This is a genomic window from Pseudomonas sp. NFACC13-1 (genome assembly GCF_900104425.1).
Lineage (GTDB): Bacteria > Pseudomonadota > Gammaproteobacteria > Pseudomonadales > Pseudomonadaceae > Aquipseudomonas > Aquipseudomonas fluorescens_AA.
The window spans coordinates 269111-293276 of the sequence record NZ_FMXV01000001.1 but is presented as its reverse complement, the minus strand read 5'-3'; the positions used below and the strand labels follow the sequence as shown (position 1 = coordinate 293276).

Sequence of the window (24166 nt, the reverse complement as noted above, 5' to 3'; positions counted from 1 at the left end):
AAGAACAATAAAGGGAGAGACGCCATGTACCAGCATTTCATCGAAGGGCTGCAACGCCTCGGCCGGGCACTGATGCTGCCCATCGCGATCCTGCCCATCGCCGGCCTGTTGCTGCGCCTGGGCGACACCGATCTCTTGGACATCGCCATCATCCACGATGCCGGCCAGGCGATTTTCGCCAACCTGGCGATGATCTTCGCCATCGGCATCGCCGTGGGCTTCGCCCGGGACAACAACGGTACCGCGGGGTTGGCCGGGGCCATCGGCTACCTGGTAATGATCGCCACCCTGAAGGTGCTCGATGCCAGCATCAACATGGGCATGCTCGCCGGGATCATCAGCGGCCTGCTGGCGGGCGCGCTGTACAACCGCTTCAAGGACATCAAGTTGCCGGAATACCTGGCGTTCTTTGGTGGCCGGCGCTTCGTGCCGATTGTCACCGGCTTCAGCGCTGTCGGGCTGGGCGTGGTGTTCGGCCTTATCTGGCCGCCGATCCAGCAGGGTATCAACGGTTTCGGCGCCTTGCTGATGGAAAGCGGCAGTTTCGGCGCCTTCGTGTTCGGGGTGTTCAACCGATTGCTGATCGTTACCGGCCTGCACCACATCCTCAATAACATGGCCTGGTTCATCTTCGGCAGTTTCACCGACCCCGATACCGGTGCGGTGGTCACCGGTGACCTGAGCCGTTATTTCGCCGGCGATCCCAAGGGCGGCCAGTTCATGACCGGCATGTTCCCGGTGATGCTCTTCGGCCTGCCCGCCGCGTGCCTGGCGATGTACCGCAACGCCCTGCCCCAGCGGCGCAAGGTCATGGGTGGGATCCTGCTGTCCATGGCGCTGACCTCGTTCCTGACCGGTGTCACCGAACCGATCGAGTTCGCCTTCATGTTCCTCGCGCCCTTGTTGTTCCTGGTCCACGCGCTGCTCACCGGTGTGTCGATGGCCGTGACCAATCTGCTGGACATTCACCTGGGCTTTACCTTCTCCGGCGGCTTCATCGACATGGTCCTGGGCTGGGGCAAATCCACCAACGGCTGGTTGGTCATCCCGGTGGGCCTGGCCTACGCGGCGATCTACTACCTGGTTTTCGACTTCTGTATCCGCCGCTTCGACCTGAAGACCCCGGGGCGTGAAGAGGTACCGGCAGGCGACAAACCGGCCATCGCCGAAAACCAGCGGGCCGCGGCCTACATCCAGGCGTTGGGCGGCGCAGACAACCTGATCACCATCGGTGCCTGCACCACGCGCTTGCGGCTGGACATGGTGGACCGTAACAAGGCCTCCGACGCCCGGCTCAAGGCCCTCGGCGCCATGGCCGTGGTGCGCCCCGGTAACGGCGGGAGCCTGCAGGTGGTGGTGGGGCCGATGGCCGACAGCATTGCCGATGAAATTCGCCTGGCGATGCCCTCCACCCTTCGCCCGGTCACCGCGCCGGTACCGAATGCCGTTGCACCGACGACGCCGGCCGCCCTTTCCAGCACAGAAGCGCAACAATGGCTGGACGCCCTCGGAGGCCAGGACAATGTCCTGCAACTCGAGTGCGTGGCGACGAGCCGGCTACGGGTGCGGCTGGCCGATGACAAGGGCTTGTCGGAAAGCCGGCTCAAAGGGCTGGGGTGTCAAGGTATGAGCCCGTTGGAGGGTGGCGTCTGGCACCTGCTGCTGGGGGAGAAGGCGCCGCGGTTATGGCAGGCATTGGATGGCCTGGCGCATGGCCGCAAGGTCGATGCCGGGGCCTAGCACCCCAAGTTCTACCGGGATTTTTGTATTCTTCTTTCGATTTATCGCGAGCAAGCTCGCTCCCACAGTGGCTGGGTGTTGTTCACAAGACCTGTGATCGACCACTTGCCTCCTGTGGGAGCGAGCTTGCTCGCGATGAGGCCGGTACTTATTGCATCAAGTCCGAACCTGTACCCAACCGAAAAATTATCTAGCGCGATCCCCTCGACAAAACCCTCGATTAAAGGTCATCGACCAAGCGCTAGCAACTGTCAGAAATAACAGGTAATGGATAATTCAGACCAGTAACAGCCAATAAACACAACCTGATATTCGCGACCGCTTCCAACTGAGATGCTTGTTACAAAATAAGGTCTTAAAACCTAAAACAGTCATCTATTCTCACTCTCACGCAGTGAACCGAGGCACACCCGCGCGTTGCCTTCGCACTGCGCAATCGGTAATTAAACTGTCAATTCGAAGAATAGGTCGTAATGAAGTATGTGATTCGATTGGCATCCTCGTTTCAGGAGAGGTGTCCACATCATGAGTAGAAGCAGCAGTTTTATACGGGCGGCGACTGTCGCCATGGTATTGGCAGGCACCTGGCAAGCGAGCCCCAATGCGTGGGCAACGACCCAGGACTCGGCGCAGAAGGATGAACCCTGGTACCAGGCCTGGCTCCAGGTCACGGCGGATCCCAGCGTGGATATCCGCAAGACCCAACCCTTATTGCGCTGGCGGACCGACCTGGACACGCTCTACCGGGGAGACACCACCAATCAAGGCCTCGAGGCCTTCCGGGACGGCTTGCTGCCCAAATCAGTGGCCTTCCCCGAAGACACATGGATGTACGACTGGTTCAAGCATGGAGCCGGGGCCCAGCACTCGGTCTACAGCAGTACCACGCGCAGCCAGCGTATCGCCCAGAGCTTCGCCAACGAATGGGTATTCGAATTCAAGGCTCCCCATGGCATCGACCAGCAGGAATCGGGGGGGCCTATTATCGGCGAGGAAGAGATCAGCTACCCCGGCGGGGTCAAAGGGCACTTTATCAAGCAGGCCTGCAAGAAAACCGACCTGGCCGATTGCGTCGCCAACCCGGACTACCGTGAACCCTCTGGTCACGAGACGATGCTGGAAGTCGCAGCGACGCCCATCGATTGGAGCAAGATCACCCCGCCAGAAGGCCTGGCCTGGGTGACGAACAAAGAATCCCTCTGGGCGGTGGGCTCCTCGAGGATCAACCCTGTGCAAGGAGCGGACGCACTGGCCAGTGGGTTACGGGCAAGAAACTCGCAACCACCGGTCTTGCGCTGGGCGAGCAGCCCGGAGTCTCCTTCCGTTCAATCGGTCGTCGTGGCGTTTCGTGACTATAGCGATGCCAAGATCTGGGCGGTCACGGAAGCGGCAAACGGCGGTTGGGTGTACGAGGTCAGGCCCAACAGCGTGGCGGTGGATCTGTCAGGGGAGCACACCGGCAACCGTCCAGGCGCCTTCGCGTTCATCGGCGGTATCAAGGGCGGGCTATTGATGAATGCCCGCCGGTTCGAGAAAGGTGTGGGCGAACCGGTCGAATGCATCGGCATCGAAAAAGAAGCCTGCCGCCTCGAAAACCGACATCAGTAGACGGGCCAGGAAAAGCCCATGTGGGAGCGAGCTTGCTCGCGATGACGGCGGCACATCCACTGTTCATCTAAGCGGACCCACCGCTATCGCGAGCAAGCTCGCTCCCACAGGGTGGACTGTGCCAACGGGATCACTGGACTCCAAGGGGGAACCTGCTTGCGCTGGCGGGCATGGTTTTGCCATTCCCCCGGGCAATAAAAAACCGCTGGTTCAATCAGCGGTTTTTCATTTCAACGAACCGAGGATCAGAAATCCTCCAACCGCCACACTTCATACGCTGGCGTCTCGTAGGGATGGCTTTGTTTCAGCGCGTTCACCACCCCACGAATCAGCTCATCGGCAACGACAAGCTCTACCTTCCACTCCTCGACCTGCTCGACCTGGCCCGCCTCGCCGATGAACGGTTGGCTGCCATCCAGAGGACGGAACTGGCCCAGGCCCAACACTTGCCAGGCACAGTGGTCATAGTCGCCGATTCGCCCGCCACCGGCAGCGAATACGGCGGTTTTGACCTCCTCCACATGGCTGGCCGGGACGAAGAAGCAGAGCTTGTACACCGTCTTAGTTCACCCAGACGCGGGCGTTGCGGAACATGCGCATCCAGGGTGCGTCTTCGTTCCAGTCGTCCGAACGCCACGAGTTCTGCACCGCGCGGAACACCCGCTCCGGGTGCGGCATCATGATCGTGACGCGGCCATCGCGGCTGGTCAGGCCGGTGATCCCGCGCGGCGAGCCGTTCGGGTTGGCCGGGTAGGTTTCGGTGACCTTGCCGTGGTTGTCGACAAACCGTAGCGATACGCAACCGGACAGGTCGGCTTCGAGCAGGGCTTCTTCGCTTTCGAATTCCGCATGGCCTTCGCCGTGGGCGATGGCGATCGGCATCCGCGAACCGGCCATGCCCTGCAGGAAGATCGAGTTCGACTCCTGGACCTGGACCATCGCCACGCGTGCTTCGAACTGCTCGGAACGGTTACGCACGAAGTGCGGCCAGAATTCGCTGCCCGGGATCAACTCGTGCAGGTTCGACATCATCTGGCAACCGTTGCACACGCCGAGGGTGAAGCTGTCATTACGCTCGAAGAAACCCTGGAACGCATCGCGGGCACGGCTGTTGAACAGCGCCGACTTGGCCCAGCCTTCACCGGCACCGAGCACGTCGCCGTAGGAGAAACCGCCGCAGGCGACCATGCCCTTGAAGTCGTTCAGGTCGACACGACCGGCCAGGATGTCGCTCATGTGCACGTCGATCGCGTTGAAACCGGCGCGGTCGAACGCTGCCGCCATCTCCACCTGGCCATTGACGCCCTGCTCGCGCAGGACCGCCACTTGTGGGCGAATGCCTTTCTTGATGTAGGGCGCGGCCACGTCGTGGTTGACGTCGTAGCTGAGCTTGGCGCTCAGGCCCGGGTTGTCTTCTTCCAGCAGCGCGTCGAACTCCTGCTCGGCGCACTCGGCGTTGTCGCGCAGGCGCTGGATCTGGTAGCTGGTTTCAGCCCACTGACGCTGCAACAGACTGCGCTGGCCTTCGAAGACGGTGTCGCCGTTGAAGGTGATGTTGATGTGGGCGTTGTTGATCGGCTGGCCGATCACCGAGACGCAGTCGGCCAGGCCGGCGGCGCTGAACTGGGCGAGGATGTCCGGGGTGGCGTCCTGGCGAACCTGGATCACCGCACCCAGTTCTTCGTTGAACAGGATGGCCGGGATTTCAGCCGTGGACTCGGCCACGCTGTCGAGGGTCAGGCTCAGGCCACAGTGACCGGCGAAGGCCATTTCCACCACGGTGGTCAGCAAACCACCGTCGGAACGGTCGTGGTAGGCCAGCAGGTGACCGTCGGCGTTGAGGCCCTGGATGACGGCGAAGAACGCCTTCAGGTCTTCGGCATCGTCGACGTCCGGCGCTTGCGAACCGAGCTTGCCATGCACCTGGGCCAGGATCGAGGCGCCCATGCGGTTCTGGCCACGGCCCAGGTCGATCAGGATCAGGTCGGTGGTGCCCTTGTCCATGCGCAGTTGCGGGGTCAGGGTCTGGCGGATGTCGGTGACCGGGGCGAAACCAGTCACGATCAGCGACAGCGGCGAGGTCACGCTCTTGTCCACGCCTTCGTCGTTCCAGCGCGTGGCCATGGACATGGAGTCCTTGCCCACCGGAATGGTGATCCCCAGCTCCGGGCACAGCTCCATGCCGACAGCCTTGACGGTGTCGTACAGGCGGGCATCTTCACCCGGGTGACCGGCGGCGGACATCCAGTTGGCCGACAGCTTGATGTCGGAAATCTTGCCGATGCGCGAAGCCGCGATGTTGGTCAGGGTCTCGCCGATCGCCATGCGGCCCGAGGCCGGGGCATCCAGCAGCGCCAGCGGCGTGCGCTCGCCCATCGCCATGGCTTCGCCGGTGTAGACGTCGAAGCTGGTGGCGGTCACGGCCACGTCGGCCACCGGCACCTGCCATGGGCCGACCATCTGGTCACGGGCCACGAGGCCGGTGATGGTGCGGTCGCCGATGGTGATCAGGAAGCTCTTGCTCGCCACGGCCGGGTGATGCAGCACGCGCTCGATGGACTCGCCGAGGTCGAGGGTGGACGGATCGAAATCATCGCCCAGTTCCGCTTCGCGAACCGCCGAACGGTGCATGCGTGGGGCCTTGCCCAGCAGCACTTCCAACGGCATGTCCACCGGGCTGTTGCCGAAGTGGCTGTCGGTGACGGTCAGTTGCGGCTCGGCGGTGGCTTCACCCACTACCGCGAACGGGCAGCGTTCGCGCTCGCAAATGGCCTGGAAGCGTTCGAAGTCGGCCGGACCGACCGCCAGGACGTAACGCTCCTGGGATTCGTTGCTCCAGATTTCGTGCGGGGCCATGCCCGGCTCGTCGTTTGGAATGTTGCGCAGTTCGAAGCGGCCACCACGGCCGCCGTCGTTGACCAGTTCCGGGAAGGCGTTGGACAGGCCGCCCGCGCCGACGTCGTGGATGAAGCTGATGGGGTTGTGTTCACCCAACTGCCAGCAACGGTCGATGACTTCCTGGCAACGGCGTTCCATTTCCGGGTTTTCCCGCTGGACCGAGGCGAAGTCCAGGTCGGCCGAGCTGGTGCCGGTGGCCATGGAGGAAGCCGCGCCGCCACCCAGGCCGATCAGCATGGCCGGGCCGCCGAGGACGATCAGCTTGGAGCCGACCAGGATCTCGCCTTTCTGCACGTGTTCGGCGCGGATGTTGCCCATGCCGCCCGCGAGCATGATCGGCTTGTGGTAACCACGGACTTCCTCACCACGGGGGGTGGTGATGGACTGTTCGAAGGTACGGAAGTAGCCGGTCAGGGCCGGACGGCCGAATTCGTTGTTGAACGCCGCGCCCCCCAGGGGACCTTCGATCATGATGTCGAGGGCGTTGACGATGCGCTCAGGCTTGCCGTAGGGCTTTTCCCACGGCTGTTCGAAGCCCGGGATCTGCAGGTTCGACACGGTGAAACCGGTCAGGCCGGCCTTGGGCTTGGCACCGCGCCCCGTGGCGCCTTCGTCGCGGATCTCGCCACCGGAACCGGTGGACGCGCCCGGGAACGGCGCAATGGCCGTCGGGTGGTTGTGGGTCTCGACCTTCATCAGGATGTGCACCGGCTCCTGGACCGCACCGTACTGGCGGGTCTCGGGGTTCGGGTAGAAGCGACCGGCAACGTTGCCGACGATCACCGCCGCGTTGTCCTTGTAGGCCGACAGCACACCTTCGTTATGCATCTGATAGGTGTTCTTGATCATGCCGAACAGGCTTTTTTCCTGGCTCTGGCCGTCAATGTCCCAACTGGCGTTGAAGATCTTGTGGCGGCAGTGCTCGGAGTTGGCCTGGGCGAACATCATCAGTTCGATGTCGTGCGGGTTGCGCTTCAAACCCTGGAAGGCGTTGACCAGGTAATCGATCTCGTCTTCGGCCAGGGCCAGGCCCAGTTCGGCGTTGGCGTTTTCCAGTGCGGCGCGGCCGCCGCCCAGTACGTCGATGGCCGTCAGCGGCTTGGGTTCGGCGTGGCTGAACAGACCGGCGGCCTGCTCCAGGTTGCCCAGCACGACCTGGGTCATGCGGTCATGCAGGCCTTCGGCGATCAACTGGGCCTCGGCCTCGTTGAACTCGCCGGCGACATAAAAGGCAATGCCGCGCTCCAGGCGCTGGATCTTCGCCAGGCCGCAATTGCGGGCGATGTCGCTGGCCTTGCTCGACCATGGCGAAATGGTGCCGAAACGCGGCAGCACCAGGAACAGGCGACCGGCCGGCTCCTGGACAGGAACACTGGGGCCGTACTTCAGAAGGCGCGCGAGCACCTGCTGTTCGTCGCCGGTCAAACCGCCGGTGACTTCGGCGAAGTGAGCGAATTCAGCATACAAGCCACTGACAGCCGGAACCTTTTGGCTCAGCTGCTCAAGGAGTTTGCTGTGGCGAAAGGCAGAAAGGGCAGGAGCGCCGCGCAGGATCAACATCTTCGGGACAGCCTCGGGAAGGGGGTGTGCTTTGAGGCCGTGCATTCTAGCCTAAACCGCCGGCAACGGCACCCGAAACGGCACGCACGGTGCAGGCCGAATGTCGGTCTCCGCGCCTGCGACGGTATTGCACCCCCATGCCAAGGTTCGCGCAGAGATATTTTTCAGCGGCGCAAAGCCTGCCACACCCCGGCCGGCCGGTGTTGCGGACATGTTTTGCAACCGCTAGCAGACTGGCCTTTTGCTGTCGAGATATGGCGGTAGGGGCCGTTTGCGTATACTGCGCAGATGTTTTCCCCAACGGCTTTGCGTCCGCGATATGCCAGATGGCTGATCGCAACCGGACTCTTCCTGGTGCTCAGTGGTTGTGTTGAGAAACCCAACACACTGGAGCGCGTAAAGGAGGATGGCGTGCTGCGGGTGGTTACCCGAAACAGCCCCGCCACCTACTTTGAGGATCGTAACGGTGAAACCGGCTTCGAATACGAGCTGGTGAAGCGCTTCGCCGACGATTTGGGGGTGGAACTGAAGATCGAGACCGCCGACAACCTCGACGACCTGTTCAACCAGATCGGCAAGCCCAACGGTCCGGTATTGGCGGCCGCGGGCCTGGTCAGCAGCGAACAGCGCAAGAAGCAGGTACGGTTTTCCCACGCCTACCTGGAAGTCACCCCGCAGGTCATCTACCGCAACGGCCAGTCACGCCCCACCGACGCAGCCGCCCTGGCGGGCAAGAAGATCATGGTGCTCAAGGGCAGCAGCCACGCCGAACAGCTGGCACAGCTGAAACAGCAATACCCCGGCATCGAATACGAAGAGTCCGACGCGGTTGAAGTGGTCGACCTGCTGCGCATGGTCGACGAGGGGCAGATCGACCTGACCCTGGTGGACTCCAACGAAGTGGCGATGAACCAGGTCTACTTCCCCAACGTGCGCGTGGCCTTCGACCTGGGCGATGCCCGCAGCCAGAGCTGGGCCGTGGCCCCCGGCGAAGACAACAGCCTGCTCAACGAGATCAACAGCTACCTCGACAAAGTGCAGAAGAACGGCACGCTGCAACGCCTCAAGGACCGCTACTACGGCCACGTCGATGTCCTCGGCTACATGGGCGCCACCACGTTCGCCCAGCACCTGCAACAACGCCTGCCCAAATACGAACAGCACTTCAAGGCCTACGCCAAGCAGGAAAAAGTCGATTGGCGCCTGCTGGCCGCGATCGGCTACCAGGAGTCGCTGTGGCAACCGGCGGTCACGTCCAAGACCGGCGTGCGCGGCCTGATGATGCTGACCCAGAACACCGCCCAGGCCATGGGCGTGTCCAACCGCCTGGACCCGAAGCAAAGCATCATGGGCGGCGCCAAGTACCTGGCCTACATGAAGGACCAACTGGACGAAAGCATCGAGGAGCCCGACCGCACCTGGTTCGCCCTGGCTGCCTATAACGTCGGCAGCGGCCACCTGGACGACGCCCGCAAACTGGCGGCCAAGGAAGGGCTGAACCCGAACAAGTGGCTGGATGTGAAGAAGATCCTGCCGCGCCTGTCCCAGAAGCAGTGGTACAGCAAGACCCGCTACGGCTACGCCCGGGGCGGCGAGCCCGTGCATTTCGTGGCGAACATCCGTCGCTACTACGACATCCTGACCTGGGTGACGCAGCCGCAACTCGAAGGCGACCAGGTGGCCGAGGGCAACCTGCACGTGCCGGGTGTGGACAAGAGCAAGCCGAACCAGGAATCCCCGCAGCTCTGATAGCTGTACACAACCCTTAATGTGGGAGCAGATCTGTGGGAGCAAAGCTTGCTCCCACAGGATGTGGCTGCGGTCAGGACTTGGCGGCAGCCAGGATCAGCGCTTTCATTTCCGCCACCGCCGACTTGAACCCGACGAACAACGCATGGGCCACCAGCGCGTGACCGATGTTCAGCTCGTTGATGCCCTTGATGGCCGCCACGGCTTCGACGTTGTGGTAGTGCAAGCCATGGCCGGCGTTGACGATCAAGCCCTGGGCCAGGCCAAAGGCGACGCCATTGGCGACCCGCTGCAGCTCGTCGGCCACGGCGGTGGGGGTTTCGGCATCGGCGTAACGACCGGTGTGCAGTTCGATGGCCGGGGCGCCGACCCGCTTGGACGCCTCGATCTGCCGTTCGTCGGCATCGATGAACAGCGATACCTCGGCACCGATCTTCGACAGGCGTTCCACTGCCAGGCTGATCCGCGATTCCTGCCCCGCTACGTCGAGGCCGCCTTCGGTGGTCAGCTCCTGGCGCGTCTCCGGCACCAGGCAGATGTGCGCCGGGCGGATGAGCTCAGCGAACGCCATCATTTCCTCGGTCACGCCCATTTCGAAGTTCATGCGGGTTTGCAGCACGTCCTTGAGCAGCAGCACGTCGCGCTCCTGGATGTGGCGACGGTCTTCACGCAGGTGCACGGTGATGCCGTCGGCACCCGCCTCTTCCGCGTCCAGCGCGGCCTTGACCGGATCCGGGTAGCGGGTACCGCGGGCCTGGCGCAGGGTGGCGACATGGTCGATGTTCACGCCGAGAAGAATGCGATTGCTGGTGCTCACAAAAAGGCTCCTGGAAGGGACAGATAGTCGGCCCACAGCATACGGGTTGATCAGGGCTTGCGAAACAACTCGCGACTGACCAGGGGCCGACCGCCCAGGTGCACGGCCAGGGCTTGGCGCATCAGACGCTTGGCCGCCGACAAGGCGCCCGGCGCGCTCCAGTCGGCCTCGGCCATGGCCAGCAGCTCGGCGCCATTGAACAGCCCCGGTTGCAGCAGGTACACCCGCTCCAGGCCAGCATCCACTTGCAAACGGTAGAGGCCGTCGGCGGCGATGGGCTCGCCGTGCAGGTCGGTGCTCAAGGCGAAGCCATAGCCCAGGTCATCCAGCAGCCGCCATTCGAACGAACGCAGCAGCGGCTCCAGTGGTCGGCCTTCGGCCAGGGCCAGCAGCGTGGCGGCGTAGTGGTCGAAGACGGCCGGGTGGGGATCTTCGGCGGGCAGCAGGCGGATCAGCAGTTCATTGAGGTACAAGCCGCTGAACAACGCCTCGCCGTTGAGCCAGGCGGCGACGCCGTTGCTTTCCATGCGCCCGACGTTCTTCAACTCGCCCCGCCCGCGAAATTCGACTTCCAGCGGCACGAACGGCCGCGCCAGCGTCCCCGCTTTGCCCCGCGCCCCCCGCAACACCGCCCGCAGCCGCCCCTGGGGCGTGAGGAAGTCCACCAAGGCGCTGCTTTCGCGGTAGGCGCGGCTGTGGAGGACGTAGGCGGGTTGGCCGGTGGGTTGGGTCGGGGGCATGGAAATCAGAGTTCTCAATATGACGAGCAGAGTTTTCAACAACCCCAAACCAATGTGGGAGCGAGCTTGCTCGCGATAGCGGTCTGTCAGTCAACATCCATGTTGAATATCAGGCCCTCATCGCGAGCAAGCTCGCTCCCACAATGGTTCTTGGTACATCCAGTCAGCTGATCAGAGGTCGCCGTAACCCAACGAACGCAGCGCACGCTCGTCATCGGACCAGCCGCCCTTCACCTTGACCCACAGGTTGAGCATGATCTTGGAGTCGAACAGCAGCTCCATGTCCTTGCGCGCCTCGGTGCCGATGCGCTTGATGCGCTCGCCCTTGTCGCCAATGATGATTTTCTTCTGGCCGTCACGTTCGACGAGGATCAACGCATGAATGTGCAGGGTCTTGCCCTGTTGCTTGAACTCCTCGATCTCGACCGTGATCTGGTACGGCAGCTCGGCGCCCATCTGGCGCATGATTTTCTCGCGCACCAGCTCGGCGGCGAGGAAACGGCTGCTGCGGTCGGTGATCTGGTCTTCAGGGAAGAAATGATCGTTTTCCGGCAGGTGTTCGGCAATCACCCGCTCCAGTGCATCGAGGTTATGGCCGTGCTGGGCAGAGATCGGGATGATCTGGGCATTGGGCAACTGTTCCTGCAACCAGGCCAGGTGCGGCATCAGCTCAGCCTTGTCTTCGATGCGATCGGTCTTGTTCAGCGCCACGATCAACGGCCCTGTCACGTACTGGACGCGTTCGAGAACCATCTGGTCTTCGTCGGTCCATTTGGTGCGGTCGACCACAAAGATCACCACATCGACGTCTTTCAACGCCGCCGAGGCAGTCTTGTTCATGTAGCGGTTCAGGGCTTTTTCGCCACCCTTGTGCATGCCCGGGGTGTCGACGTAGATCGCCTGCACGGCGCCTTCGGTCTTGATGCCCAGCATGTTGTGGCGGGTGGTCTGGGGCTTGCGCGAGGTGATCGCCAGTTTCTGGCCCAGGATGTGGTTCAGCAGCGTGGACTTGCCCACGTTCGGCCGACCGACAATGGCGACATAGCCGCAGCGGGTGACGGTTGTATCAGTCATTGCCATTCTCCACGCCCAGGGCTATCAGTGCTGCGGCGGCCGCTACCTGTTCGGCAATACGACGACTCACACCCTGACCCCGGCTTTTTTCATTCAGTAGGACAACTTCGCATTCGACGAAGAAGGTTCGGCAATGCGGCTCACCCTGGATATCCACCACTTCGTAGCGCGGCAGTTCGCAACTGCGCGATTGCAGGAATTCCTGCAAACGGGTCTTCGGATCCTTGTTGGTGTCCACCAGCGTCAGGCTGTCGATCTCGGAAGTCAGCCAGGCCAGCACGCGTTCGCGCGCCATGTCCATGCCTGAGTCCAGGTAGATCGCGCCAATCAACGCTTCCAGGGCATCAGCCAGGATCGACTCGCGGCGGAAACCGCCGCTTTTCAATTCACCGGAGCCCAGGCGCAGGTATTCGCCCAAGTCGAAACCACGGGCCAGTACGGCCAGGGTCTCACCTTTTACCAACCGCGCGCGCAAACGCGACAACTGGCCTTCGCGGGCCAGCGGGAAGCGCTCGAACAGCGCCTCGCCGGCCACGAAGTTGAGGATGGCATCACCGAGGAACTCCAGGCGTTCGTTGTTGCGCCCGGCAAAACTGCGGTGAGTGAGGGCCAGGAGCATCAGGTCCGGGTCCTTGAAGGTGTAGCCGAGCTGACGCTCGAGACGGCTTAGAGAAACGCTCACGGTTTACCCACGCTGAGTTCGTGGCTGGATTCCACCGCCAGGGTGGCGAGGCACCGTTGGCTTGGGACAATTAACGCTGTGTTCAAAAATGACGTCCTGACTATCGTTGGCTTCATGCCTCCGGGCAACCTTAGTGCAGGCTCCAGAAAAGCATTCGGCGCTGTGTTCAACAGCGCCGTGTGGGATTACTTGATCAGGCCAACCCGCGAGAAATTCGGCAGGTGGCTGAGTTTGGGTTCCGGCCAGCTCATCCAGACCGCAAAGGCCTTGCCGACGATGTTTCGGTCCGGGACCATGCCCAGCAGGTCCTTGGGAATGTTCGGATCATCCCAGTAACGGCTGTCGTTGGAGTTGTCGCGGTTGTCGCCCATCATGAAATAGTGCCCCGCCGGCACGGTCCACGAACGGTCCGGCGTTGCGCGGTAGCGGCTCATTTCCTTACGGATCAGGTGTTCGGCCTCGCCGAGTTTTTCCCGGTAGAGTTCGGCACTGCCCAGCGTACCCGGCTCGGAGCCGAGCAATTGTTCGGCCACTGATTCGCCATTGACGAACAGACGCTTGTCGGCGGTGTAGCGGATCGTGTCGCCCGGCAAGCCGACCACGCGCTTGATGTAGTTGACGTTCGGGTCGCTCGGGAAGCGGAACACCATGACATCGCCGCGCTGCGGGTCACCCACTTCGATGACCTTCTTGTCGATCACCGGCAGGCGGATCCCGTAGGAGAACTTGTTCACCAGAATGAAGTCGCCCACGTCCAGGGTCGGCTTCATCGAGCCGGATGGGATCTGGAACGGTTCCACCAGGAACGAACGCAACACCAGCACGATGAACAGCACCGGGAAGAACGACTTGCCGTATTCGACCAGCAGCGGTTCCTTGTTGAGCTTTTCGACCACCACGCCATCAGGCTGGCTGACGCTGCCCTGATAAGAGGCAATGGCCGCCCGGCGCCGAGGCGCCAGGAACAACAGATCAAGCAACGCCAACAGGCCGCAGACAAACACGGCGATAACCAGCAACAGCGGGAAATTTAGCGACATAGGACCTAACTATCCAACCTGAGCACCGCAAGGAAGGCTTCCTGTGGAATTTCCACGTTACCGACCTGCTTCATGCGTTTTTTACCGGCCTTCTGCTTTTCCAACAGCTTGCGCTTACGGCTGACGTCGCCGCCATAGCATTTGGCCAATACGTTCTTTCTGAGCGCCTTGACGGTTGTACGCGCCACAATCTGCCCGCCAATGGCGGCCTGGATTGCCACGTCGAACATCTGCCGCGGAATCAGTTCCTTCATCTTCTCGGTCAATGCACGACCTTTGTAGTGCGCGTTGTCACGGTGCACGATCAATGCCAGTGCATCGACTTTCTCACCGTTGATCAGCACATCCAGTTTCACCAGATTAGCCGATTGGTAACGATCAAAATGATAGTCCAGCGAAGCATAGCCGCGACTGGTGGATTTGAGACGGTCGAAGAAGTCCAGCACCACTTCGTTCATCGGCAGGTCGTAGGTCACCTGGACCTGCGTGCCAAGGAACAGCATGTCGTGTTGTACGCCGCGTTTCTCGATGCACAGGGTAATGACGTTACCCAGGTGCTCCTGAGGCACAAGGATGTTGGCCCGCACGATCGGCTCGCGCATGTCCTCGATGGCCGACAGGTCCGGCAGCTTGGACGGGTTGTCGACGTAGAGGGTTTCGCCGTTCTTGAGCAGCAGCTCGAAGATTACCGTCGGCGCCGTGGTGATCAGGTCCAGGTCGTACTCGCGCTCCAGGCGCTCCTGGATGATTTCCATGTGCAGCATGCCCAGGAACCCGCAGCGGAAGCCGAAGCCCAGGGCGTCGGAGCTTTCCGGGGTGTATTGCAGGGACGAGTCGTTCAGGGTCAGCTTTTGCAGCGCTTCGCGGAAATCCTCGAAGTCGTCGGAGCTGACCGGGAACAGGCCGGCATAGACCTGCGGCTGGATGCGCTTGAAACCGGGCAGCACGTCGACGTCGGGGGTGGAGCTCAAGGTCAGGGTGTCGCCGACCGGCGCCCCGTGGATGTCCTTGATACCGGCGATGATGAAGCCCACTTCGCCGGCCTTCAGGTCGACGGTGGCGGTATGTTTCGGGTTGAAGACCCCGACGCTGTCCACCAGGTGGATCTTGCCGGTGGACTTGACCAGGATCTTGTCGCCCTTCTTCACGCGGCCATGGCGCACGCGTACCAGGGAGACTACGCCCAGGTAGTTGTCGAACCAGGAGTCGATGATCAACGCTTGCAGCGGATCTTCGATGTTGCCGGTTGGCGCGGGAATGGTGGTGACCAGGCGTTCGAGCACTTCATCCACGCCCAGGCCGGTCTTGGCGCTGCAGGTGACCGCGTCGGTGGCGTCGATGCCGATGATTTTCTCGATTTCTTCCTTCACGCGGTCCGGATCGGCCTGGGGCAGGTCGATCTTGTTCAGCACCGGCATGACCTCCAGGCCCTGCTCGATGGCCGTGTAGCAGTTGGCAACCGACTGGGCCTCGACGCCCTGGCCGGCATCGACCACCAGCAATGCACCCTCACAGGCCGCCAGCGACCGGCTGACTTCATAGGTGAAGTCGACGTGGCCGGGGGTATCGATGAAGTTCAGTTGATAGGTGACGCCGTCCCGGGCCTTGTAATAGAGGGTAACGCTGTGGGCCTTGATGGTGATCCCGCGCTCACGCTCGAGGTCCATGGAATCCAGGACCTGGGCTTCCATTTCACGCTCGGCCAGGCCGCCGCACATCTGGATGAAGCGATCAGCCAGCGTCGACTTGCCATGGTCAATGTGGGCGATGATGGAGAAATTGCGGATATGACTCAAATCACTCACGGATCAACACTCAAAAAGGCTGCAGGCATGGCCCGCCGAAAAATAGCCGGGAATTGTACCTGATACACCGCGCGAGTGGGAGCAAAGCTTGCTCGCGAAACAGCCACCTCGATTTCCGAAAGACCGCATCGCCCGTATCGCGAGCAAGCTTTGCTCCCACACAGCCCAGCCCCCACAGCCCCCTCGCTACGCCTGCGGTCAACCCGCCCGACGCAGCAGCCAGACCCCGGCCAACGCGCAGACACCGGCCGGCACCAGCACCGCGAACAGTGGCGAGAAACCGAACACCAGGCTCGACGGCCCCAGCAGATCCTGGGCGATACGGAAGGTGAAGCCCACCAGCACGCCGGTGAACACTCGTTGACCGAGGGTCACCGAGCGCAGCGGGCCGAAAATGAAGGAAATCGCCATCAACACCAGGGCGGCGGTGACCAGCGGTTGCAACACCTTGACCCAAAAAGCCAGCCAGTAGCGGCCATTGTTCAGGCCCTGGTCCGCCAGGTAGTGGATATAGCCCCACAAACCGGTAATCGACAGCGATTCCGGCGCCATCACCACGGTGCTGAGCAACTGCGGACTGATCGACACGTCCCAACGCTCTTGCGGGGCGGAGACCACTTCGGTGCGCTTGTCATGGAACAGGGTGGTGGTGACATCACTCAGTTGCCAGTGGTCCTCGGCGAAATTCGCCCGCTTGGCGAAGCTCGATGACAGCATGTGCCGCTGGTCGTCGAAACGATAGCGGGTCACGCCATAGAGGATGCCATTGGGCTGGACCGAGTTGATGTGGATGAACTCGTCGCCCTGGCGGTGCCACAGGCCGTGCTTGGCGCTTTGCGCATCACCGCCGCCCTGGGCCAGGGAACGGTTCGCCTGGGCGGTGTTCTCGGTGGCCGGGGCAATGTATTCGCCGATCAACACACCCACCAGCATCAGCACCAGCATCGGCTTCATCACCGCCCAGACGATCCGACCAATGGACACGCCTGCGGCGCGCATGATGGTCAGCTCGCTGTTGCTGGCCAGGCTGCCCAGGCCGATCAGGCAGCCGATCAGCGCCGCCATCGGCAGCATGTCGTACAGGCGACGAGGCGCGGTCAGCAGCACGTAGCTCGCCACGTCCGTGAGGGTATAGGTGTCGCTGACGTCGCTCATTTCATCGATGAAGGCAAACAGGGTCGCCAGGCCAAGGATGATCCCCAGCACCGCGAGAATCGCCATGAACACGCTGCTGCCGATGTAGCGGTCGAGTTTAACCACGGGCCACCTCCAGCGCGCTGCGACGACTGGCCAGTTTCAGGCGCAGCGGTTCCCAATAGAGCAGCCCCAGGCCGATGGCCAGGAAGATGCCATGCACCCACCACAAGCCCAGCGCCGGCGGGATCTTGCCCTTCTCCAGGGCGCCGCGGGCGGAAATCAGGATGGTCAGGTAAGCCATATACAGGAGAATCGCCGGCAGCAACTTGAGGAAACGGCCCTGGCGCGGGTTGACCCGCGACAGCGGGACCGCCATGAGGGTCACGATGAATACCAGCAGCGGCAACGACAGGCGCCATTGCAGCTCGGTGCGGGCACGAATGTCCTGGTTGCCCAGCAGGCTGGCGGTCGGCATCGCATCGCGATCGGTGACTTCGTCGCTGACCTCGGGCTTGGGCAACAGCACGCCATAGGTGTCGTACTTGATGGCCCGGTAGTCGGCCTGCCCCGGCTTGCCATCGTAGCGATAACCATTGTGCAGGATCAGGTAGCGGTTGCCGTCGGGGTTGATCTCCTGCCGGCCCTTCTCGGCCACCAGCACGGAAATGCCACGGTCCTTCTTGGCGTCCGAAGACAGGTTCTTTTGCGTAATGAAGACGCCGCCCAGGTCGATCCGGTCATCCGAGAGCTGTTCGGTGTAGGTCACCCGGGTGCCATCGCGCAGGGCCTGGAAACGCCCTGGCACCAGGGTGTCGAATTCGGTCATGGCGTCCTGCTGGTTGATCAGCAGCTGGAATTGGTTGGCGCCCTGGGGCGACAGGCTCAGGCTCAGCCAGGCCACCACCAGCGCCACCAATGTGGCCGGGAACAGGGTCATGCGAAACAGCCGCTGCTGGCTCATGCCGGTGGCCGACAGCACGGTCATTTCACTGTCCAGGTACAGGCGCCCATAGGCCAGCAAAATGCCGAGGAACAACCCCAGCGGCAGGATCAATTGCAGGAAGCCCGGCAGGCGGAACCCCATGATCAGGAACAGGGAGCCCGGATCCAGGGCGCCGGAGGCCGCCTGGGCAAGGTATTTGATGAAGCGTCCGCTCATGATGATGACCAGCAGCACGGCGCTCACGGCGCTCAGGGTCAGCAGGACTTCGCGGGATAGATAACGAAAGACGATCACACCAGACACTCCAGGGTTGTCAGGCTGGGTTTTGTATGAAAATTGCCTGCGCGACGATCATGCAGCGTTGAAAACAGGCTCGGAATGCTCATTGACAGCCAGTCAACTCCGCTTCCTCGCCTGTTTTCGCCGTGCCTGATCGCCGCTCGGCGACTTTTCATACAAACCCTTAAGGCGGCCAAACAAGCAAACGTATCGAGCCGGCCCGCCAACGCGAACCGCCGAAAAAAGAGCCGCATTATCCTGTGATTGGAGGCGCCTGTCACTTCGCACGCTTTAAACCGCTGCTTAAAGCCAAAAGTTAGCGCCGCCGAGGGTTGTCAGGCTCGGGCGCCGGGGTTCAAACTGCGGCCTTTGTCGCCGGCAAGCACCGGCGCTTCTTTTATATAGAAGAAGCTCGCTCAGCGCGCCATTGTGTCGGCGCCTGGCCTCTTGACCATTCACTCAGGGATCCGGACATGGAACTGGTTGTAAAAAGCGTCAGCCCAGAAACGTTGAAAACCGCCACGCTGGTGGTTGCCGTCGGTGAAAACCGCAAGCTCGGCGTCGTCGCCACCCAGCTCGACAGCCTGAGCGGCGGTGCCATCAGCGCCGTGCTCAAGCGCGGCGACCTGGCCGGCAAGGTCGGCCAGAGCCTGTTGCTGCACAGCCTGCCCAACCTCAAGGCCGATCGGGTGCTGCTGGTGGGCGTGGGCAAGGACGCCGAACTGGGCGACCGTCCGTTCCGTAAAATCATCGCCGGCGCGCTGGGCACCCTCAAGGGCCTGGGCGGCACCGATGCCGTCCTGGCGTTGGACGAGTTGGTGGTCAAGGGGCGCGACAGCTACGGCAAGAACCGTCTGCTGGCGGAAACCCTGGTGGACGGCGAATACCAGTTCGACCAGTTCAAGAGCCAGAAAGCCGACCCTCGCGCCCTGGAGAAAATCACCCTGCTGACCATCAAGGCCGCCCAGGCTGAAGTCCAGCGCGCCGTGACCCACGCCACCGCGATTGCCAACGGCATGGCCTTCACCCGCGACCTGGGCAACCTGCCGCCGAACATCTGCCACCCGACGTTCCTCGGCGAACAGGCCAAGGCACTGGGCAAGGAGTTCAAGGGCCTGAAGGTCGAAGTCTTCGACGAGAAGAAGATCAAGGACCTGGGCATGGGTTCGTTCTATGCCGTCGGCCAGGGCAGCGCCCAGCCGCCACGCCTGATCGTCATGCAATACAACGGCGGCAAGAAGTCCGAGAAGCCTTACGCGCTGGTCGGCAAGGGCATCACCTTCGACACCGGCGGCATCAGCCTCAAGCCAGGCGCCGGCATGGATGAAATGAAGTACGACATGGGCGGTGCCGCGAGTGTGTTCGGCACCCTGCGCGCCGTGCTCGAACTGCAACTGCCGATCAACCTGGTGTGCATCCTGGCCTGCGCCGAGAACATGCCCAGCGGCACGGCCTCGCGTCCGGGCGACATCGTCACCACCATGAGCGGCCAGACCGTGGAAATCCTCAACACCGACGCCGAAGGCCGCCTGGTGCTGTGTGACGCCCTCACCTACTCCGAGCGCTTCAAGCCGCAGGCGGTGATCGACATCGCCACCCTGACCGGCGCCTGCGTCGTCGCCCTCGGTGCCCACACTTCGGGCCTGCTGGGCAACAACGACGAACTGATCGGCCAATTGCTCAGCGCCGGCCAGCAAGCCGACGACCGCGCCTGGCAGTTGCCCTTGTTCGACGAGTACCAGGAACAACTGGACAGCCCGTTCGCCGACATCGCCAACATCGGCGGCCCGAAAGCCGGGACCATCACCGCGGCCTGCTTCCTGTCGCGTTTCACCAAGAACCTGAACTGGGCGCACCTGGACATCGCCGGCACGGCCTGGACCAGCGGCGGCAAGGACAAAGGCGCCACCGGTCGCCCAGTGCCCCTGCTGACCCAGTACCTGCTGGACCGCGCCAAAGCCTGACACCAATGACCGTCGTTGGCGTCGCCCTCGGGTGGCGCCAGCGGCGGCTCAGGAACCGCAATGACCAAAGTCGATTTCTATATCCTGCCCAGCGCCGATCCGTCGGCGCGGCTGGATTTCGCCTGCAAGCTCGTCGAAAAGGCCTGGCGGATGGGGCACCGCATCTACCTGCATTGCAGCGATGCCGCCCAGCGCGACGACCTGGATGCACGCCTATGGGCTTTCAAGGGCGAGAGTTTCGTGCCCCACGGCCCGGCCGAAAGCGAACCCGAGGGGCTGATCGTGCTGGGGCTGGGAGATGACTGCGGCCAGCACCAGGACCTGTTGGTCAACCTCGACCTGAAAGTACCGGCCTTTGCCCAGCGCTTCGCCCGCGTGGCGGAAGTGGTGGTGGAAGACCCGGCCATCCGACAAGCCGCGCGGGAGAGTTTCCGTTTCTACCGCGAACAGGGCTATCCTCTGCAAGACCACCGTTTACAGCGACTCTGAGCCCTACGATGGACACTCCAAAATCGCCACAAAAGTCCGCGCACCTGCTGGATGACCTCGAGTCGATCCGCCAACTGCTCGGCGACGACAACCTGCAACCACCGCTGTTGACCGACACGGTCGTGCCCGAGCCGGTGCATGACGAGCAGATTCCCTTGCTGTTCGATCCGATCAACGGCCAGCCCGAACCCGAGCCTGCCGCCAAGGCCGAAGCCAAGGGCCCCGACGCCCTGCTGCACCTGGACCGCGAATTGCGCGCTGCGGCGCAGTTGATCATGCAAGACGTCATCGATGACTTCGCCCCGCACATCGAAACCGAGATCAAGCGCCGGCTGGATGCGCGGATGGAGCGGTTGCTCAGCCACTACGAGTAGGTTTTCCTGCCTCACAGTGGACACCTTGTGGGAGCCGAGCTTGCTCGCGATGGCGGCGGGTCAGCCTGCATCATTGTCGGATGTGCCGCCGCTATCGCGAGCAAGCTCGGCTCCCACAGGATTCGGCACTGCTCACACTTTCTGCGCCTGTGGCTTGCACCAGCCCCGCCCGCTATACTTCCCGGCTTTTCCTGAATAAATGCCAATAGGGTCCCGCCGCGCATGGATAAGACCTACCAGCCGCACGCCATTGAAACTTCCTGGTACAACACCTGGGAGTCCGAGAATTATTTCGCTCCGCAAGGCGCGGGCGATTCCTACACCATCATGATCCCGCCGCCGAACGTCACCGGCAGCCTGCACATGGGCCACGGCTTCAACAACGCGATCATGGACGCCCTGATCCGTTTCCGTCGCATGCAAGGTCGCAACACCTTGTGGCAGCCGGGCACCGACCATGCCGGTATCGCCACGCAGATGCTGGTGGAACGCCGCCTCGAAGCCCAAGGCCAGAATCGCCACGACCTGGGCCGCGAGAAATTCCTCGAGAAAGTCTGGGAATGGAAAGACGAGTCCGGTGGCAACATCAGCCGCCAGATCCGTCGCCTCGGCTCGTCCGTGGACTGGAGCCGCGAGCGCTTCACCATGGACGACGGTCTTTCGGAAGCGGTGAAGGAAGCCTTCGTGCGCCTGCATGAAGACGGGCTGATCTATCGCGGCAAGCGCCTGGTCAACTGGGACACCAAGTTGCACACGGCCATTTCCGACCTCGAAGTGGAGAACCACGACGAGAAAGGTTTCCTGTGGAACCTCAAGTACCCCCTGGCCGATGGCGCCAAGACCGCCGAAGGCAAGGATTACCTGATCGTCGCCACCACGCGTCCGGAAACCATGCTCGGTGACGCCGCCGTGGCGGTAAACCCGAACGACGAGCGCTACCAGGCCCTGATCGGCAAGTTCGTCGAGCTGCCCCTGGTTGGCCGGCGCATCCCGATCATCGGCGACGATTACTGCGACCCTGAATTCGGCACCGGCTGTGTGAAAATCACCCCGGCCCACGATTTCAACGACTACGAAGTCGGCAAGCGCCACAACCTGCCGCTGCTGAACATCTTCGACAAGAACGCCAACGTGTTGCCCGCGGCCCAGGTGTTCAACCTCGACGGCACGCTGAACGAAAGCGTCGACGGTGCGTTGCCGGCCGAATACGCCGGCCTGGACCGCTTCGAAGCGCGCAAGCGGATCGTCGCGGCGTTCGAGGCCGCCGGCCTGCTGGTCAGCGTCGACGATCACGCCCTGAAAGTCCCGAAAGGCGACCGCTCCGGCACCATCATCGAACCGTGGCTGACCGACCAGTGGTACGTGTCCACCAAACCGCTGGCCGAGCCGGCGATTGCCGCCGTGGAAGACGGCCGCATCCAGTTCGTACCCAAGCAATACGAAAACATGTACTTCTCGTGGATGCGCGACATCCAGGATTGGTGCATCAGCCGTCAGCTGTGGTGGGGCCATCGCATCCCGGCCTGGTACGACGAATCGGGCAAGGTCTATGTCGGCCGTGATGAAGCCGAAGTCCGCGCCAAGCACAACCTCGGTCCGGACATCGCCCTGACGCAGGACAACGACGTCCTCGACACCTGGTTCAGCTCGGGCCTGTGGACCTTCTCGACCCTGGGCTGGCCGCAGCAGACCGAGTTCCTGAAGAAATTCCACTCCACCGACGTGCTGGTCACCGGCTTCGACATCATTTTCTTCTGGGTCGCCCGGATGATCATGCTGACCATGCACCTGGTGAAGAACGAGGACGGCACTCCTCAAGTGCCGTTCAAGACGGTCTACGTCCACGGCCTGGTGCGCGATGGCCAGGGCCAGAAGATGTCCAAGTCCAAGGGCAACGTCCTGGACCCGCTGGACATCATCGACGGCATCGACCTGGAAACCCTGGTGCAGAAACGCACCTCCGGCCTGATGCAGCCGAAACTGGCGAAGAAGATCGAGAAGGCCACCCGCGAAGAATTCGCCGAGGGCATCGCCAGCTACGGCACCGATGCCCTGCGTTTCACTTTCTGCTCGCTGGCGTCCACCGGTCGCGACATCAAGTTCGACATGGGTCGCGTCGAAGGCTATCGCAACTTCTGCAACAAGATCTGGAACGCCGCGCGCTACGTGCTGGACAAAGGCGAAGACTGCGGCCAGAACGGCGAAGCCTACGAGCTGACCCTGGCCGATCGCTGGATCATTTCCCAGTTGCAACGCACCGAAGCCGAAGTGACCCGCCAACTGGACCAGTTCCGTTTCGACCTGGCCGCACAAGCCTTGTACGAGTTCATCTGGAACCAGTACTGCGACTGGTACCTGGAGCTGTCCAAGCCGGTGCTGTGGGACGAAAACGCACCGGTCGAGCGCCAGCGCGGCACCCGTCGCACCCTGGTTCGCGTGCTGGAAGTGGCCCTTCGCCTGGCGCATCCGTTCATGCCGTTCATCACCGAGGAAATCTGGCAGCGCATCGCACCGCTGGCGGGCATCCAGGGCAAGACGATCATGCTGCAACCGTGGCCGGTGGCCAACGAGACCCGCATCGATCCGGCAGCCGAGGACGACATCGAATGGCTCAAGACCTTCATGCTGGGCCTGCGTAACATCCGCGCCGAAATGAACATCGGCCCGGGCAAGCCGCTGACCCTGTTCCTGAAGAATGCCAGCGCCGAAGACCTGCGCCGCCTCAACGAAAACGAGGCGCTGCTCAAGAAGCTGGCGAAGCTCGAGTCGGTGACGGTGCTGGCCGCCGGCGAAGAAGCGCCACTGTCCGCCACCGCCCTGGTCGGCGAGATGGAAGTGCTGGTGCCGATGGCCGGCCTGATCGACAAGGCCGCCGAACTGGCGCGCCTGGACAAGGAAATCCTGCGTCTGAAGGGTGAAGTGCAGCGGGTCGGCGGCAAGCTGTCCAACGCCGGTTTCGTTGACAAGGCTCCGGCCGAAGTCATCGAGAAGGAACGGGCCAAACTGGCCGAGGCCGAGCAGGCCCTGGGCAAGCTGGCCGAGCAGCATGGGCGGATCTCCAGCCTGTAACGGCGGTTCGTCACTGAAGAAGGAGGCCCTGGCGGCCTCCTTTTTTTCTGCCTGGCACTTTCCTACTCATGCTGAGCCCCTCTGTGGGAGAGCTTGCTCGCGATAGCGGAGGGTCAGCTTGCATCAATGCCGGATGTGTCGCCGCCATCGCGAGCGAGCTCGCTCCCACATTTGAACTGTGCAGTCATCAAGACCAGG

Annotated in this window: 17 protein-coding genes; 7 read left to right on the top strand and 10 right to left on the bottom strand. The window is 62.4% G+C overall.

Annotated features, from left to right (window positions below; translation table 11 throughout):
* Positions 1-24: 24 nt before the first annotated feature.
* A complete protein-coding gene (nagE, locus tag BLQ55_RS01365; RefSeq protein ID WP_092251912.1) occupies positions 25-1740 on the top strand; it encodes an N-acetylglucosamine-specific PTS transporter subunit IIBC in 1716 nt (571 codons plus the stop codon).
* 525 nt (positions 1741-2265) lie between these two features.
* Positions 2266-3348, top strand: a complete 1083-nt coding sequence (locus tag BLQ55_RS01360; protein ID WP_143011682.1) for a scabin-related ADP-ribosyltransferase — start codon at positions 2266-2268, stop codon at positions 3346-3348.
* A 245-nt stretch (positions 3349-3593) separates the two neighbouring features.
* Here the strand turns inward: BLQ55_RS01360 and BLQ55_RS01355 are convergent, their stop codons facing one another.
* Together BLQ55_RS01355 and purL are read right to left on the bottom strand one after the other, a co-directional pair.
* Entirely contained in the window at positions 3594-3905 is a 312-nt protein-coding gene (locus tag BLQ55_RS01355) for a YqfO family protein (RefSeq protein ID WP_092205372.1), read from the bottom strand.
* A 4-nt stretch (positions 3906-3909) separates the two neighbouring features.
* Entirely contained in the window at positions 3910-7806 is a 3897-nt protein-coding gene (gene purL, locus BLQ55_RS01350; protein WP_092205371.1) for a phosphoribosylformylglycinamidine synthase, read from the bottom strand.
* A gap of 288 nt (positions 7807-8094) precedes the next feature.
* Between purL and mltF the strand changes: the two genes are divergently transcribed.
* Positions 8095-9555, top strand: coding sequence for a membrane-bound lytic murein transglycosylase MltF (mltF, locus tag BLQ55_RS01345; RefSeq protein WP_092205370.1), 1461 nt, complete (start codon positions 8095-8097; stop codon positions 9553-9555).
* 73 nt (positions 9556-9628) lie between these two features.
* Here mltF and pdxJ read toward each other — a convergent pair whose 3' ends face one another.
* From pdxJ to lptF, 8 genes are all read right to left on the bottom strand, one after another.
* A complete protein-coding gene (pdxJ, locus tag BLQ55_RS01340) occupies positions 9629-10372 on the bottom strand; it encodes a pyridoxine 5'-phosphate synthase (RefSeq protein ID WP_092251908.1) in 744 nt (247 codons plus the stop codon).
* 50 nt (positions 10373-10422) lie between these two features.
* Positions 10423-11112 carry a DNA repair protein RecO gene (gene recO, locus BLQ55_RS01335; RefSeq protein ID WP_092251906.1) on the bottom strand — a complete coding sequence of 230 codons (690 nt, stop codon included), beginning with the start codon at positions 11110-11112 and terminating at the stop codon, positions 10423-10425.
* A 171-nt stretch (positions 11113-11283) separates the two neighbouring features.
* Complete coding sequence (gene era, locus BLQ55_RS01330) at positions 11284-12186, bottom strand: GTPase Era (RefSeq protein ID WP_092205367.1); 903 nt, start codon at positions 12184-12186, stop codon at positions 11284-11286.
* Positions 12179-12868 carry a ribonuclease III gene (gene rnc / locus BLQ55_RS01325; RefSeq protein WP_060740811.1) on the bottom strand — a complete coding sequence of 230 codons (690 nt, stop codon included), beginning with the start codon at positions 12866-12868 and terminating at the stop codon, positions 12179-12181. The genes era and rnc overlap by 8 nt, the downstream gene beginning before the upstream one ends.
* 185 nt (positions 12869-13053) lie before the next feature.
* The gene (lepB, locus tag BLQ55_RS01320) at positions 13054-13908 is read right to left on the bottom strand and encodes a signal peptidase I (RefSeq protein ID WP_060740810.1); all 855 of its coding nucleotides are present in this window, start codon (positions 13906-13908) and stop codon (positions 13054-13056) included.
* A gap of 5 nt (positions 13909-13913) precedes the next feature.
* On the bottom strand, positions 13914-15713 hold the full coding sequence (lepA, locus tag BLQ55_RS01315; RefSeq protein ID WP_060740809.1) for a translation elongation factor 4: 1800 nt from the start codon (positions 15711-15713) through the stop codon (positions 13914-13916).
* 198 nt (positions 15714-15911) lie between these two features.
* Complete coding sequence (gene lptG / locus BLQ55_RS01310; RefSeq protein WP_092205366.1) at positions 15912-16973, bottom strand: LPS export ABC transporter permease LptG; 1062 nt, start codon at positions 16971-16973, stop codon at positions 15912-15914.
* Positions 16966-18087, bottom strand: coding sequence for an LPS export ABC transporter permease LptF (lptF, locus tag BLQ55_RS01305; RefSeq protein WP_092251903.1), 1122 nt, complete (start codon positions 18085-18087; stop codon positions 16966-16968). Before lptF ends, lptG begins: the two co-directional genes overlap by 8 nt.
* A gap of 458 nt (positions 18088-18545) precedes the next feature.
* Here lptF and BLQ55_RS01300 point away from each other — a divergent pair, with 458 nt between their 5' ends.
* From BLQ55_RS01300 to BLQ55_RS01285, 4 genes are all read left to right on the top strand, one after another.
* Positions 18546-20036, top strand: coding sequence for a leucyl aminopeptidase (locus tag BLQ55_RS01300; RefSeq protein WP_092251901.1), 1491 nt, complete (start codon positions 18546-18548; stop codon positions 20034-20036).
* 60 nt (positions 20037-20096) lie between these two features.
* Complete coding sequence (locus BLQ55_RS01295) at positions 20097-20525, top strand: DNA polymerase III subunit chi (RefSeq protein ID WP_072408970.1); 429 nt, start codon at positions 20097-20099, stop codon at positions 20523-20525.
* A gap of 8 nt (positions 20526-20533) precedes the next feature.
* Complete coding sequence (locus BLQ55_RS01290; RefSeq protein WP_092251899.1) at positions 20534-20899, top strand: DNA polymerase III subunit chi; 366 nt, start codon at positions 20534-20536, stop codon at positions 20897-20899.
* 222 nt (positions 20900-21121) lie between these two features.
* Positions 21122-23968: a valine--tRNA ligase gene (locus tag BLQ55_RS01285; protein ID WP_092251897.1), complete on the top strand. Its 2847-nt coding sequence runs from the start codon at positions 21122-21124 to the stop codon at positions 23966-23968.
* Positions 23969-24166: the final 198 nt, after the last annotated feature.